We start from the raw sequence: 15,074 nt of genomic DNA on the forward strand, positions 1-15,074 counted from the left end.
ATAACCACTTATATGAAACGAATAGTTATTACATTTTTGAGCTTATTACTTTTGATTTCTTGTAAAGAATCAGAAGCAGATAAAAAAGCAGTTTTAACAGAATCTAATGGCAAAATTAATAATGTTTCCATCATTATTGATGAAAATTTATGGAATGGTGAAATTGGCGATAGCCTAAGGAAAAAATTTGCTGCGCCTGTGGATGGTTTACCTAATGAAGAACCTATGTTTAATTTAAACCAATATCCTACCAAAATTTTTGAAGGTTTTGTGAGAAATAGTAGAAATGTAATTGTTGTTGAAAAGTCAAATCAAAGTGGATTTAGTTCCAAAAAGGATGAATTTGCTAAACCGCAACAAGTATTTTATATTGTGGGTAAAAACAAAGATGAAATTTTGGCCACTTTAGAAAAGAAAGCAAATGAAATTATACAATCTATCAAAGAAGGTGAAATTATTGAAAATCAAGTTCGTTTAAAAAAGGCTGCTATCAAAGATCAGAAAGTTCGAGATAAATTTGGAGTTGCTTTGACTATTGGTCATGGTTATAAATATGATATGGTTGAAAACAATTTCCTATGGATTAGAAAAGAATTTTCTACGGGTTACAATAGCATATTAGTTTATGAAATGCCAATAAATGTGATTGAAAATGATTCTAATGTTGTTAGAAATATTGTTAAGATGCGCGATTCAATCGGGAAACAATTTATTCATGGAACATTAGATAATACTTGGATGGCAACAGAAGAAGATTATGCACCTAATTTCTTTAATATTTCAATAGCTGGAAGAAAGACTTATGAAACCAAAGGAGGTTGGTATTTAAAAAATGATTTTATGGCCGGACCTTTTATTAATTATGCTATAAAAGACGTAAAAAATAATCGTTTTTTAGTCTTAGAAGGTTTTACATATAACCCCTCTAAATCTAAAAGGGATTTAGTTTTTGAATTAGAAGCCATCATAAAGTCGGTTAAGTTTCTAAAATAAATAGTATTTTTACACTAAAAATATTTTAATCTCATTAAACTCTTGTTTAATGAGATTTTTTTAATAGCATATGACAACAATAATTACATTTAAAATAAAGCGATTTAACGAACTTTCTTTAGACGAACTATATAATTTACTTAAGCTTAGGTCAGAAGTTTTTGTAGTGGAACAAAACTGTGTTTATTTGGATATAGATGGGAAAGATGATAAAGCTATCCATGTATTAGGCTTTTACAATGATGAAATTGTAGCTTATACACGTCTTTTTGATAAAGGATATTATTTTGATGAAGCTTCTATAGGTAGAGTAGTGGTTAGCCCAAAATATAGAGATAAAAAATGGGGTTATCAATTAATGGAAGTGTCAATTAATGCAGTACAAACATACTTTAATGACACAAAAATTACGATATCTGCTCAGCAATATTTAGCGAAGTTTTATCAATCTTTAGGATTTGAACAAACTAGTGAAATGTATTTAGAAGATGATATTCCGCACATTCAAATGAAAAAAAATTAGTTCACTTTGGTAATTACAATCTCAACTCTTCTATCATATAGTTGTCCTTTACCTAAAGGTTGACTATTACCGAAACCTTTAGGTGTCATTCGCTCTTTTTTAATTTTTTTCTTAAAGAGATATTCATAGACAACAATAGCACGATTAATTGATAGTTCTCTTTTTTTTGAATCTCTATCTATGGCTTCTTTTTGGTAGGATGGAATACAACATACATGTCCTTGTATTTCAAAATCAATGTTTTTGAACTTATGTAATTGCTTCGCTAAACGATCTAATTCTTTTTTAGCCTCTGGAGATAGTTTACTACTACCTCTGTCAAAAAGTAGTTTTTCTAAGTAAATTCGATCCCCTGCAATTGGTTGTTCGGGAATGGCATTATAAACACCAGGAATTTTTAAATCTTCAATGGTAACTGGGTTATAATTCACCACCACATCAACACGTCTGTTTTTAGAGCGTACTTCAGGAATATTATCTAAGATATCATCATCTATTAAGACACGACCTTTACCTTCTATAGTAATGATGATTTTATTTTTTATTCCGTTTTCTATAAGCTTATCTTTTACAGCATGTGCTCTATTGGTAGATAATTTAAAATTATAGAGGTCTTTTCCTCTATCGTCACAGTAACCAAATATCTCAATTGTTTTTATGGAGCTTGTGTCTAATTTTTTAACAAACTGAAGAAGCGAATTCGTTTGTTTCGTTTTTAAATCAAACGTATCAAAATCAAAATATAAAGAATGTACTTCTTCTTCTTGTGCGTTTATTGCAATAGTGCTTACAATTATAAGAAGAAGTACATACTTTTTCATCATCAGTGTTTTAGAATGGAACTGTATTGGGAAACATCATTAAGTACCGCTTTTGCTTTTGTAATATCTATGTCTTTTTGAGTATAAAACTCATAAAGACCTTCTTTATATTGATAACGTGTTATTAATTCTTCCTGTAATAATTTTTTAAACTCTTCTTTGTTTTTGGTCACCTCAACATCTTGGCTTTTTTCTAGAGCCATTTGTAATGCTTTGTATTCAGAAGTAATGGATGCATCAATTTTCTCTTTCTTAGCTTTTTCCAATAATGCTTTTAGTGCTTTTCCAGTTTCACTGTCTAAACTATATTTTTCTTGTTTTATAAATGTTTTGAAAGTGTTAAAATCAGTTTCTGAAATAGTTGGAATGCCAGTTAAATTTGGGGTTTTATAATACAAAGTGGTGGCATAATCGAAAACAGCGTCATTTTTTTCGAGAGCATCTGTTATTGCACTTTTTTTAGTTTCCTCTATTATTACATCGGGTAATACACCTCCGCCATCATATACTGTTCTGCCTCCTTTAGTTTTAAAGGCGTTAAAATTATTTTTATCTATTTTTATTGCTTTTCCATTCGCGTCTTTATGAGCATAATCTAAAGCTTGAATACATCTTCCAGAAGGAGTATAGTACCTTGAAATAGTTACCTTTACTTGTGTTCCATAAGATAAATTCAATGGGCGTTGTACTAATCCTTTCCCAAAACTTCTATTTCCTATTATTACAGCGCGATCTAAATCTTGTAGTGCACCGGAAACAATTTCAGAAGCTGAGGCACTACTAGCATCAATTAAAATAGCTAATGGGATTTCTAAATCTACTGGATTATTGCTGGTTTTATAGGTGTTATTGTGTTTTTCATTTTTTGATTTTGTGGTCACTATTACTTCTCCTTTTGGAACAAATAAATTACAGATATTTACAGCTTCATGAAGTAATCCACCTGGGTTACCTCTTAAATCTAGTATGATTTTGGTAGCACCTTTGGTCTTTAATTCTAATAAAGCAGCCTTAGTTTCACTACTTGCTTTCTCTGTAAATTTTGATAATACAATATAACCAGTTTTGTCGTCTAATAGGGAATAAAAGGGAACTGCTTTAACCTCAACTTCGTCTAAAACAATTGTTGTATTTTGTTTTTTGCCTTGTCTTTCAAAGGTAATAGCTACTTTCGTGTTTTTAGTTCCTCTCAGTAATTGAGAAGCATCTTCTTTGTATTCTTTTAAGTTGATATCACCGATTTGAGTAATTTCATCACCCGCTTTTAAACCCGCTTTATCCGCTGGGAAACCTTTGTAAATTTCTTTTAAGAATACGCGGCCTTCTTTTCGTTGTACAACAGCACCAATACCAGTGTATTCTCCAGTATTATTAATTTTGAATTTCAATACATCTTGTTCATTAAAAAAAACAGTGTAGGGATCTAAATCTGCCAACATGTTTTTTATGGCAATGTCCATTAATTCTCCTGGATTGGTTTCATCAACATAGTTTTGATTAACCGTTTTAAATGCCTCAGTGAAGATTTCTATTTGTTTTGCAATTTCAAAAAAGTCATTTTTAAAACTCACTGCAACAAACAAAAAACCGACACTTAAAAAAGTAACAATATATTTTTTTGTAAAAAATCGTTTCATTATAATTTTTTTTTATTTCTAATCTTTCTTCTCACAAAAATGAAAAGTACTACGAAAATAAGGATAAATGGCCAAATATGAAGTAATCCCAGAAAGAAACTTGATAAACCATTAAAACCAGATGTAATTGCATTCCACATTTTGTTTCCATAGGAAATCCGATTGCCTGTTCCTTCTGGTTTTTCGGTATACATTTCGATTGAAATGGTACTCATGGCCACTCTATTTTCTAAATATTTTAGTCTTCCTTCAGCTACTTCTATCTCTTCTCGTATAGTAGAAAGCTCTTTTTCAATTTCTAATATTTCACTAACTTTATTTGCCTTATACAATATTTCTAAATAACGATTTTCTAAGGTGCGTTTCGCTTTTAAACGAGCAGTAACATCTACAAATTCTTCCGTTACATCTTGAGCAGAAATTTCTTTGACATCAAAATGAGTTATTCCTTTACTAATTTCGTTAATAAAAGCATCAAAATGCGTATTTGGAATGCGAATCGTTACATTGCGATATATGGAACCATAGTCGGTTCCAGAATTGTCGTTTTGTATATAGGCTTTATAAATTTTAGCGGATTTATGAATAGCTTCAAAGCTCGCTTTTAAATCTTGGGTTTGATAACGTAAACGGGCGGTTTTGATGATTTTTAAATCCTGTGTGATTAATTTGTCAGTACTTTTTTCCGTTACTGGTTCAGATAAATTGGAAATGTTAGAAAAGCTGGAGTTGTTTTCAGCGACATCCACTTCTGCGAAATTTTCTTTACAAGAAATAAAAAGCAAACACATAAAAAAACGCAAACAAAAGATTTTCATAAGCTAAAGAATTAGTTTATATAACACTTAAAGATAAGATTAAAAATGCTACAAAAACTTAGCCAAAAACTTATTTTTTTATTTCAGCAATAAATTTTTCAAATAATACTACCGTTTTTTGATGAATTTCCGAATAGGGTAAACGGTCTTTAGTTTGATAAAAAAACATAATGGCGTAGTTTTTTTCTACGTTTTTCAATAAAAGATGTTTGTTCAAACGATAACATTCTCTTAAGACACGTTTGTAATAATTGCGATCTACTGCTTTTTTAAAATATTTTTTGGATACCGAAACCCCAAATTTCAAAATTTCAGTATCGTATGGATTTTCTACAAAAACCAAGCGTAATGGATATTTCGATACCGATTTTCCTTCGGAAAAGAGTAAATCAATAGTGGTTTTGCTTTTAAGCTTTTCGTTTTTTGGGTAACTGAAATCCATTTTTTTTATTAATGGTTGTAAAGATAGGTAAGAAAAACAAAAGCGCATACATTATGCGCTTTTGTTTTTGTCTTTGCGAAATTCAGTGAAAAATTTTTAGATGTCTTTTTTCTTACTATTTATATTTCACTAATTTTCTTGCTATTTCATTTAATATTTTACGGTTTTGGTCTATAAAATAGAGACCCGCTTGTATGAGTTCGTATATATTCTTTTTAGAGGTATCATCCATTTCAGGAGACGCATTTCGTAATTGAGGCATCAAACGATAGTAATTCCTTTTGTTTCTTGGTCCAAGTGATTCATACATTTTAGACAAATGATAATTTACCGTTTCCGCATTGGCAGATAATAAAATATCAATCAATGGAGAAATCCACTTTATTTTACCAGCATTTTCAAATTTTTCAAAAGTATAGGGTTTTAATACTTCTCCTGTTCCGATAGAAACGATAATCATATCATTAATGTCTGGATAATCAATCTTTTGTGAATCGTGTAACACTTTAGAAAAAGGGATTTTTCTGGCTTCCGCATAGGCACACATCGCAGGATTATTGGCATACACACCGCCATCAATTAAGGTAAATTCTTGATCATAAAGCGATTTTATTTTTGCAGGTTCAAAATAAGTTGGTGCTGCACTGGTGGCTCTACAAACGTCTCTTACATAAAAATTTTCTAAAGGCGTATAGGCTTCATGACTGCAAAAAAACTTTGATTTTCTTTGGTTGATGTCATATGTTGTAATCAAACAAGGTTTAATCAATTCGTTTAATTTTAAATCTCCAAATACTTCTTTTAATTGTCGTTCTAAATTTCTTTGCGAAATTTTTTCATTAAATAAACCAAAGGGATTGATGATTTCTTCCCAAAATGATACATTAAAAATGGAATCTCCTTTTTTGGCATACAAATCAAGCGCTGCTTCTACTGAAAATTTTGCACTTTTAGTATTGTCTGGAAACAGAAGGATGGCTGTTAATAATCCACCCGTGCTGCTTCCAGCAACTAAATCAAAATAATCACCAATTTTTGCATTAGGATTATCAATACGTTGCAATTGTTCTTGTATATATTTTAAAACCACAGCTGTAATTATCCCTCTAATTCCTCCACCATCTAAACTTAATACTCTGATTTTTTTTGCCATTTTTTTATTTTATAACGGTTGCGACTACAATTTCAAATATTGTTTTTATAATACTGTTTTTAATGTTGTTTAACTTAATTTTAGAGATTCCTACGGTTTGTATTGCCTTTAATGCCACTAAATCCTTCTGACTTTTTAAAAGCCATTCTAATTCCTCTTTTGTTATAGAACCATCTGCCAATAAAAGTGCCCAACGTTTTAATTTTTCTTCTGATTCTTTTAAGAATGAAGTAATGTCTTTTTGAATTTCTGGTTTAAATTCTTTGTATTTATTTCCCAGTAAGGTTAAAAGCGATTCTTTTAAATCCTTGATTAATTTTTCGATATCCATGATTATTTCTTTCTGTATTTGTTTGTTATTCTGATATAATGGCTAATAAATTATCTTTTGACGTTTTATCTTTTTTAACTTCGTATTCAATAAGAAGGTTAAATGCTTCTTCAATTTGTTTTTTGGATTCTGAAACAAAAACTGGAGAAAGTATTTGTTTTTCTTGCCAACGTTTAAAAAAACCGCTTGCTAAATTTTTCTCTGAATCTGTCATAATAGACCACATGGAAAAAGTAATTTCGTTATTAGGTTTGTTTTTTTCATATTCTTTTAGCTTTTCCATGTCTAAAAGTACCTTTTCAACCATTTCTTTATGTTCTTCAAATGAAGTAGTTGCATTGTCCATTACTAAAAGAGTTTCGACCTTTAATTCGGTAGTTTTTTGATACGAATATTGATCATAAACAGCTGTTTTAATAGCTTGACAACTAGCTAATACTAACAAAAAGAACAGCGTAATTTTAATTTGTAATCTTTTCATGTTTTTAATTTAATTTGTTACTTGTTTATATTAAGAAATATTTCTTTTATTTTTTTGTTCATAAAAACACACCGGCATTTTAATTTTCTTGGTTTTTTTACTTGATTACTTTAAATCGAAAGATGTTTTTATTAATTAAAGAAATCTTTATATTTTTAAAATTTTAACCAATTTTTATCCATAATTAACCAAAAAATCTGTTTATTGTTGTTTTCCTTTAAATACGATTTATTCTTACTCTTTCATCCTAAAAAAAATGTAGTTTTAACTTCAACTTTTATATTACAAAGATAAAAGAAAATAATCTAATAAACAAATATTTGTTAAGAAAATAATCTTATTTTGTTCCTATTTTGCAAAATTAGTTGGTTTAAAATAATAAAAGTTTTAGCTAAAATTTGTTTTAAGAAATAGCTTAAATAGAATGTTTAATGATAGTAAGGTAAAATAAAAATATAGTTTAAGTTGTTTTAAATATAAAACGGGAAAGAATGGGTTTTAATATGTTTCTATCAATTGGTTTTGATATAAAATCGTCACAACCAGCCTCTATGGCTTTTTGAACATCTTCATCTGTGGAATAAGCGGTTTGTGCTATTACAGGTAGTTTTGGTCTTATTTGTTTGATTTTTTTAGTAGCTTCATAACCATCCATTATTGGCATTTTTATATCCATTAAAACAAGTTCTACTTTTTTGTTTTCCAAACAAATATCTACCGCTTTCTTTCCGTTTTCAGCTCTATGAATAACAAAGTTAAATTCTGGCATTTTGGTTAAAACCGTTTTCAAAAATAAAAAATTAACATCGCCATCTTCGGCTATTAAAATGATGTGTTTTTCAGGTTTTTCTTTTTGAGGTGTTGTTAAATTTAACTCCTTTTGTTTTATAGCCTTGGAAGGAATAAATGGAAGTGTTACTGTAAAGGTGCTACCAACATTTTCATTAGTTATAAAATGAATTTTGCCTCCTAATAAGTCGGCATTCTTCTTTGCAATAGAAAGTCCTAGACCTAAACCACCATAATTTTTTGAAATTTCTTTTTCAGATTGGGTGAATATATTAAAAATGGTTTCTTCATCTTTTTTCTTAATACCAATACCACTATCTTTTACTGTAATGATAATTTCTTTATATTCAATAGTGTACTGTATAATAACAGCTCCTTTATTTGTAAATTTAATGGCATTATCTATAAGATTTAATAGTATTTTGAAAAGTTTAGATTTATCTAATAAAACTAAATCTGCAGAATTATTTAGCTTACTTTCTACAATAAAACCGATGTCTTTTTCTTTGGCTTTAAGAGTATATTTTTTATAAATATTCTCAAACAAAACATCTAAATCAATTTCTTCAGGCTTTATAATTATTTTTTCGGTTTGCAGTTTAGCAATTTCTAAAATATTATCAATGCATTGAACTAGTTCCTTACCGTTATTTGCTATAATTTTAGCATATTTTTTTTGTTCTTCTTCTGTTAAATTTTCTTTTGTTAGCAACTCAGAAAAGCCTATAATTCCATTCATTGGTGTTCTAATTTCATGAGAAATATTCTGAATAAAATTGGTTTTCAAACGATCACTCTCTTCTGCTTTTTCTTTAGCTATACGGAGTTGCCAAGTACGTTGTTTAATTTTAAATATTGATTAATCAGTAAAATAATAATCAATAAGCAAATAATTGCTATGGTAACCCAAATCCAAAAAAATGGTTTTTCATAAAAAGGAGTAACTACATTAAATAGCCAATTATCTATAATAATTTTTTTCTCTTTATTTGAGATACTGTTTAAACTTTTTCTAATAATGCTTTGAAGCACTTTGTTCTCTTTTATTACGGCAAAACCAGGGCTGTATGAAAAGTTTAATTCACTATTCACACTCACATTATGGAGGTTATTTTTATTGATAAGATATTTAATAACTGCTTTTGGACCAACATATGCATCATATTCTCCCAAACTTACTTTTTGTAAACATTCTAATTCGTCTTTTCCATAGCCAATAGTAATGTTTGGATATTTTTTACGAATTATTTCTACTATTGAATATTGATAAGGTAGAATTAACTTTTTTGTACCAAAACGATTGAAGTTCTTTATGGGAATATCCTTTTTTTGTTGAACTATGGCATGTTTTGACTCAAATAATGGAGGATAAAAAGTTAAAAATTTTTCTTTTTCTTTAGTTTGTTGTATTTCTAAAACAATATCAATCTTATTTGTTTTGGCATCATTAAGCAATTGATTCCAATCTGAGTAATAAACTCTTTTAAATTTATAATTTATTTTCGTTTCTATTTCTTCCAAAAAATCAATAAAAATACCATCCATTACTCCTTGGTCATTCGTAAATTGATAGGGTGGATAATAGGGGAAAACAGCTACTTTTATACTGTCATTTTTTTCTAAAAATAGTTTTTCTTTTGTTGTTAAAATAGGTTTTTCAGAACAAGAAATTGCCCCAGACATTATAAGTAAAGTGAGGAGTAAATATAAAATTTTTTTCAACATCATAAGGTCAAATTCTTATAGTAAATATATGAAGAATTTTAATACAAATTAGCAGTTTATGATGGTAAAAAGTATATTTTTGACAATTTGTGCTTTTAATTGATGAAGAAATAATGTTTTTTTAACATTTTAAACAATAAAAAAAAACAATTTTGATTTTGTAAAAAATGAAAAAATGGTTTAACGCTTTTTTAACGGTTTTCTTGTTTTAAAAGATCTGTATTTTTTTTAATTATTTTAATCACTATAATAGCTATTGTTAATATAATTAAACTATATACTAAAAACGGATTAGGTTTTGTTTCATTTTTGGTAATAACGCCCAAATAATCAAAAACAGAGAAAATTAAAAACAATAAAAAAATACCGGTAATTTCTTTACGGACTACTTTTTTCCAACTGAATGACAAGTTCGGTTTTTTAAAATTTTTAAAATCAGGAACAAAAGCAGGAATTTTTTCTGACCAAACTAAATACGTTTCACCAAATTTTTCTCGTAAAAACTTTTCTTCTGAAAACATAATTCTTTCGTAGTAAATCCAATATAAAAAAGTAAATGCAACTAAAAACCAAAAATTACCTGGAAGCATGGCTAAACCTAACCACATAAAATAATTTCCTAAATATAACGGATGTCTTACCAATGAGTACATTCCAGTAGTGTTTAAGCTATCAGCTACTTGTTTTTCTACCGTTCTACCCGATGTGTTTTTGGGTACAAAACCAATAACACAGATTCTAATAAATAAACCGATTAAACTAACCACCAAGCAAAACATTTCATAATATAATTCATAAGGAGTTTTCTTTAAGAAAAAGGTTTCAGGGTGAAGTTCTGTTTGTAAAAAAAGTAAGGCTCCTATTACTAAAATAATTACAGGCAAAACACCTCTATATCTAAATAACCAAATTCCTTGTTTTGCAAATTCTTCTTGTAATGCCATGATAATTGTAATAATTGCCCAAATATAAAAATATATTTTGATATAAAAGGTTTAGAGAAAAAGCAGTATTTTTCCTAAAAAATAAACAACATGGCACAGAAAATCCCACAAGCTAAAACTATTGATGAGGTTATCTTATTATTAAATGAAATTATTGATACTGCTTTAAAAGAAAAAAGTACTATGGGTTACTTTGCTGTTTTATATTGTAAAGTAACTGAAAAAGTAAAAGAAGGAATTGCTAATGGAATGTTTCAAAACGGACCAAGAATGGAGCAACTCGATGTTATTTTTGCCAATCGATATATTGCTGCATATTATGAATATAAGCTAGGCTTACAACCTTCTACTTCTTGGCAGGTAGCTTTTAAATATGCTACCGATTTTTGGATGGTGTTATTGCAACATTTATTATTAGGAATGAATGCACATATTAATTTAGATTTAAGTATTGCAGCAGCACAAGTGGCGCCTGGAGAAGCAATACATGATTTAGAAGCCGATTTTAATATGATAAACCATATTTTATCTTCTTTAGTTGGGAATGTGGAAACTGCGCTTTCAGATGTGTGGCCTTTCCTAAAATGGATTTTAAAGAAAACACGAAATGTAGATACATTTTTAATAGATTTCAGTATGCAGGAAGCTAGAAATGGCGCTTGGAAATTTGCGGTTCAACTAGCTCCATTAAATGCGGTTCAATTGCAAGAACAAATTTTAATTAGGGATCAAAAGGTTACTAAAATAGCAGATTTAATTACTAATGCAGGATTTATACCTTCCTTAATTTTTAAAGTGTTACGTTTGTTTGAAATTGGATCGGTAAAAAGTAAAATTGATAAATTAAGAAGTGTGATATAAAATTAAAAACCCCAATAATTAATTATTGGGGTTTTTTCATTGTAATTTATTTATTGAATTATAAATCGAATTTAATTCCTTGCGCTAAAGGTAGCTGGTCTGAATAGTTTACTGTATTGGTTTGTCTTCTCATGTATACTTTCCATGCATCTGAACCCGACTCTCTTCCACCACCAGTTTCTTTTTCTCCTCCAAAAGCACCACCAATCTCAGCTCCAGACGTACCAATGTTCACATTAGCAATACCACAATCTGAACCTGCAAAAGACAAGAACTTTTCTGCTTCTTTCATGCTATTGGTCATAATGGAAGAAGACAATCCTTGCGCTACACCATTTTGTAAATCGATGGCATTTTCTACTTCGCCACTATATTTCATTAAATATAAAACCGGTGCAAAGGTTTCGTGTTGTACTATTTCAAAATGATTTTCGGCTTCAATAATAGCGGGTTTTACATAACAACCACTTTCATATCCTTCTCCAGAAAGTACACCACCTTCAACTAATACTTTACCACCTTCTGCTTTTGCTTTTTCAATCGCTGCTAAATAGGTGTTTACGGCATCTTTATCAATTAATGGACCAACATGATTTTTTTCGTCTAATGGATTACCTATTTTAATTTGTTTATACGCGCCTACAATGGCATCACGAACCGTATCATAAACCGATTCATGAATAATTAAACGTCTGGTTGAGGTACAACGTTGTCCACAAGTACCAACAGCTCCAAAAACAGCTCCAGGAACCACTACTTTTAAATCGGCAGTTGGAGTGATAATAATAGCGTTGTTTCCGCCTAATTCTAATAACGATTTACCAAAACGTTCTGCTACTTTTGCACCAACAATTTTTCCCATTCGAGTTGAACCTGTTGCTGAAACTAAAGGAATACGAGTATCGGCAGTCATCATTTCACCCACAGTGTAATCACCATTAATGATACATGAGATACCTTCTGGTAAATTATTTTCTTTTAAAATTCCAGCGATAATATTTTGGCAAGCAATAGAACATAAAGGGGCTTTTTCAGATGCTTTCCATACGCAAACATCTCCACAAATCCAAGCTAAAGCGGTGTTCCAAGACCATACAGCTACTGGAAAGTTGAAAGCTGAAATAATCCCCACAATTCCAATAGGATGCCATTGTTCACGCATTACGTGACCTGGTCTTTCCGATGGAATTACTTGTCCGTTTAATTGACGTGATAAACCTACTGCAAAGTCACAGATATCTATCATTTCTTGAACTTCTCCATAACCTTCTTGTAAAGATTTACCCATTTCATAAGACACCAATTTTCCAAGTGGCTCTTTTAATTCTCTTAATTTATTTCCAAATTGACGAACAATTTCTCCTCTTTGTGGTGCAGGCATCGCTCTGAAAGTTTTGAAAGCTTCCGTTGCTTTTTGCATGACACGTTCGTAATCTTCTTTTGTAGTAGTTTGTACTTTTCCAATTAATTGTCCGTCTACTGGTGAGTAACTTTCAATGATAGTTCCATTTGAAAACCATTCGCTTCCTGTAGAAGTTCCTAAATTAGTCGCTTTAACGCCTAATATTTCCAATGCTTCTTGCATTCCAAATTGTTGTGCTATTGTTGACATTGTAACTTTTTTACTTGTTTTTGTTAAATTTTTACAAATGTATGAAATTGATTTTAATTTATAGCCCTGATAGAAATGATAGCTTTTCGAATCATCGCTTTTCGGTTTTATTACGATAAAAAAGCGCCATTAGAAGCTCTTTTTAGGGTTTATAAAACCAAAGCAGAGGTGAGAAAACTAAAATGAATAGCGGGAATTAGCTTTTATTCTTGTGTAACAAAACGGGGATCAGTTTCCATAATTGTTCCACATTTAGAACAAGTGCGTAATGCTTTAGAATTATAAAAATGCTTGAAATGTTTTAAAAAATCGACTTCAATATTATTCAATTCAAAATATACCTCGTGGAGTTTGTTATTACAATTGTCACAAAACCAAAGGAGTCCGTCTTTTACGGGTAGATGATTCCTTTTTCTTTCAATAACCAAGCCTATTGAACCTGCTGTTCGATTCGGAGAATGTGGAATTTTTGCAGGATGTAAATACATATCACCCGCTTTTAAAGTCATAGCTTTCTTTTGTTCTTCTTCTTGTATATAGACTGTTATTTCACCTTCCAATTGATAAAATAATTCTTCCGTTTCATTATAGTGATAATCTTTTCTAGCATTTGGTCCGGCTACAATCATCACAATATAATCACCAGAATCGACATATAAATTTTTATTTCCAACAGGTGGTTTTAGTAGTTGTCTGTTTTCTTCAATCCATTGCTGTAAATTGAAAGGTTTTTGTATGTTCATTTGGAATATTTTATTTAGGTAAATGTACAAAAAAAGAAAAGGTTAGTCTTTTTTTGAACTAACCTTTTCCTGTGTATCCTTTTTTAATTGACTTGTTTTATCAGATAAATGTAAACGGGTAAATGGTCACTAAATCCTGGGACACCGTTAGAATTTCTTTTAGGATATCCTTTCCATCTTCCTTCGTTTTGGATTAAATAAGGTTTTTTGAAAACATTAGCTTTCCAATAAGTCCATGATGAATAGTCTCCCTTTACTAAAGGTTCAGAAAGCATAATTTGGTCAAAAATATTCCAAGAGTCTCTATAACCTAACGTTCCAATACCTTGTTTATGCATTTTTTCCATTGGGTTATAAATGCCTAATGGTTTTAATTCTTCTTTAGTACCCACAGCACCCACGCCTTTTTTTACACTTTTGTTTGTTGGGTCATCATTCAAATCACCCATAGTAATGATTTTTGCTTTTGGGTTAATTTTATATAATGAATCTATAATTTTTCTATTTAAAGCACCAGCAGCTTCTCTATTTGGGCTACTTTTTTTCTCACCACCAGAACGTGATGGCCAGTGGTTAACAATAAAGCTAATTTCTTCTCCTTCTAAATAACCGGTTACTAATAATTGGTCACGAGTATAAATTCTTTGTGTAGATTCATCTACTTGAACAGCATCGTCAGTTTCTTCTTCTTTTTCCTTTTCTTCTTTTTTACCGTTGTTCTTACCGTCTTTATAAATGTATAGAGGAATGTTAGTATAGCTTACAGGAGTAAAATATTTTTCTTGATATAGCAAGGCTACATCAATACCTCTTTTGTCTGGAGAATCAAAGTGTACAATCTTATATCCTTTATTAATAAGTCTTGGTTGTTTTACTAAATCTTCAAGTACACCTCTATTTTCAATTTCACAAGCACCAATTACAACTGGCGAATTTGCAGGGTTTTCATCAGTTCCTAATTCAATAAGTACTCGGCTTAAGTTATCTAATTTTTTTTTGTAATTTTTTGAAGTCCAACCTTTGTTAGGTAAGTACTCTTCATCGTAAGTGTTAGGATCATTAATGGTATCAAAGAGGTTTTCAAAATTATAGAAAGCTACGGTATGAATTTTAAATTTCTTATCTTGTGAAAAAGAGTTGCTTATTGCGAATATTATAAAAAAAGCGATTAAAAATTGTTTAATTTTCATGAAATGTATGT

Annotated in this window: 16 protein-coding genes; 3 read left to right on the plus strand and 13 right to left on the minus strand. The window is 29.8% G+C overall.

What is annotated here, in order from left to right:
* The first annotated feature begins 12 nt into the window (after positions 1–12).
* Both CX675_RS08735 and CX675_RS08740 read left to right on the plus strand, forming a co-directional pair.
* Positions 13–993 (plus strand): DUF4837 family protein, encoded by a 981-nt coding sequence (locus CX675_RS08735; protein ID WP_130734856.1) that lies wholly within the window; start codon positions 13–15, stop codon positions 991–993.
* A 70-nt stretch (positions 994–1,063) separates the two neighbouring features.
* On the plus strand, positions 1,064–1,516 hold the full coding sequence (locus CX675_RS08740; RefSeq protein WP_130734857.1) for a GNAT family N-acetyltransferase: 453 nt from the start codon (positions 1,064–1,066) through the stop codon (positions 1,514–1,516).
* Here CX675_RS08740 and CX675_RS08745 read toward each other — a convergent pair.
* The 10 genes from CX675_RS08745 to CX675_RS08790 form a co-directional block, all read right to left on the minus strand.
* Complete coding sequence (locus tag CX675_RS08745; RefSeq protein ID WP_130734858.1) at positions 1,513–2,337, minus strand: OmpA family protein; 825 nt, start codon at positions 2,335–2,337, stop codon at positions 1,513–1,515. The genes CX675_RS08740 and CX675_RS08745 overlap by 4 nt on opposite strands.
* A gap of 2 nt (positions 2,338–2,339) precedes the next feature.
* Positions 2,340–3,974 (minus strand): S41 family peptidase, encoded by a 1,635-nt coding sequence (locus CX675_RS08750; RefSeq protein ID WP_130734859.1) that lies wholly within the window; start codon positions 3,972–3,974, stop codon positions 2,340–2,342.
* Positions 3,974–4,792 carry a DUF4349 domain-containing protein gene (locus CX675_RS08755; protein WP_240723613.1) on the minus strand — a complete coding sequence of 273 codons (819 nt, stop codon included), beginning with the start codon at positions 4,790–4,792 and terminating at the stop codon, positions 3,974–3,976. Before CX675_RS08755 ends, CX675_RS08750 begins: the two co-directional genes overlap by 1 nt.
* A gap of 70 nt (positions 4,793–4,862) precedes the next feature.
* On the minus strand, positions 4,863–5,234 hold the full coding sequence (rnpA, locus tag CX675_RS08760) for a ribonuclease P protein component (RefSeq protein ID WP_130734860.1): 372 nt from the start codon (positions 5,232–5,234) through the stop codon (positions 4,863–4,865).
* 115 nt (positions 5,235–5,349) lie between these two features.
* Positions 5,350–6,387, minus strand: a complete 1,038-nt coding sequence (locus CX675_RS08765; protein WP_130734861.1) for a patatin-like phospholipase family protein — start codon at positions 6,385–6,387, stop codon at positions 5,350–5,352.
* Positions 6,388–6,391: 4 nt separating this feature from the next.
* The gene (locus tag CX675_RS08770; protein ID WP_130734862.1) at positions 6,392–6,718 is read right to left on the minus strand and encodes a hypothetical protein; all 327 of its coding nucleotides are present in this window, start codon (positions 6,716–6,718) and stop codon (positions 6,392–6,394) included.
* Positions 6,719–6,743: 25 nt separating this feature from the next.
* Complete coding sequence (locus CX675_RS08775) at positions 6,744–7,199, minus strand: hypothetical protein (protein ID WP_130734863.1); 456 nt, start codon at positions 7,197–7,199, stop codon at positions 6,744–6,746.
* 460 nt (positions 7,200–7,659) lie between these two features.
* A complete protein-coding gene (locus CX675_RS08780; RefSeq protein ID WP_130734864.1) occupies positions 7,660–8,775 on the minus strand; it encodes a response regulator in 1,116 nt (371 codons plus the stop codon).
* 29 nt (positions 8,776–8,804) lie between these two features.
* Positions 8,805–9,671: a transporter substrate-binding domain-containing protein gene (locus CX675_RS08785; RefSeq protein ID WP_165396006.1), complete on the minus strand. Its 867-nt coding sequence runs from the start codon at positions 9,669–9,671 to the stop codon at positions 8,805–8,807.
* A 233-nt stretch (positions 9,672–9,904) separates the two neighbouring features.
* Complete coding sequence (locus CX675_RS08790; protein WP_130734866.1) at positions 9,905–10,657, minus strand: isoprenylcysteine carboxylmethyltransferase family protein; 753 nt, start codon at positions 10,655–10,657, stop codon at positions 9,905–9,907.
* A 90-nt stretch (positions 10,658–10,747) separates the two neighbouring features.
* Here CX675_RS08790 and CX675_RS08795 point away from each other — a divergent pair, with 90 nt between their 5' ends.
* Positions 10,748–11,518: a DUF5995 family protein gene (locus CX675_RS08795; protein ID WP_130734867.1), complete on the plus strand. Its 771-nt coding sequence runs from the start codon at positions 10,748–10,750 to the stop codon at positions 11,516–11,518.
* Between the two features lie 58 nt (positions 11,519–11,576).
* On the opposite strand, the gene CX675_RS08800 is transcribed toward CX675_RS08795, so the two are convergent.
* From CX675_RS08800 to CX675_RS08810, 3 genes are all read right to left on the minus strand, one after another.
* Positions 11,577–13,130 (minus strand): aldehyde dehydrogenase family protein, encoded by a 1,554-nt coding sequence (locus tag CX675_RS08800; RefSeq protein WP_130734868.1) that lies wholly within the window; start codon positions 13,128–13,130, stop codon positions 11,577–11,579.
* 203 nt (positions 13,131–13,333) lie between these two features.
* Complete coding sequence (locus CX675_RS08805) at positions 13,334–13,873, minus strand: 3-hydroxyanthranilate 3,4-dioxygenase (RefSeq protein ID WP_130734869.1); 540 nt, start codon at positions 13,871–13,873, stop codon at positions 13,334–13,336.
* Between the two features lie 83 nt (positions 13,874–13,956).
* Complete coding sequence (locus tag CX675_RS08810) at positions 13,957–15,063, minus strand: endonuclease/exonuclease/phosphatase family protein (protein WP_130734870.1); 1,107 nt, start codon at positions 15,061–15,063, stop codon at positions 13,957–13,959.
* Between the last annotated feature and the right edge of the window lie 11 nt (positions 15,064–15,074).

It is taken from the genome of Flavobacterium sp. J27, from assembly GCF_004303025.1.
Taxonomy (GTDB): Bacteria; Bacteroidota; Bacteroidia; order Flavobacteriales; family Flavobacteriaceae; genus Flavobacterium.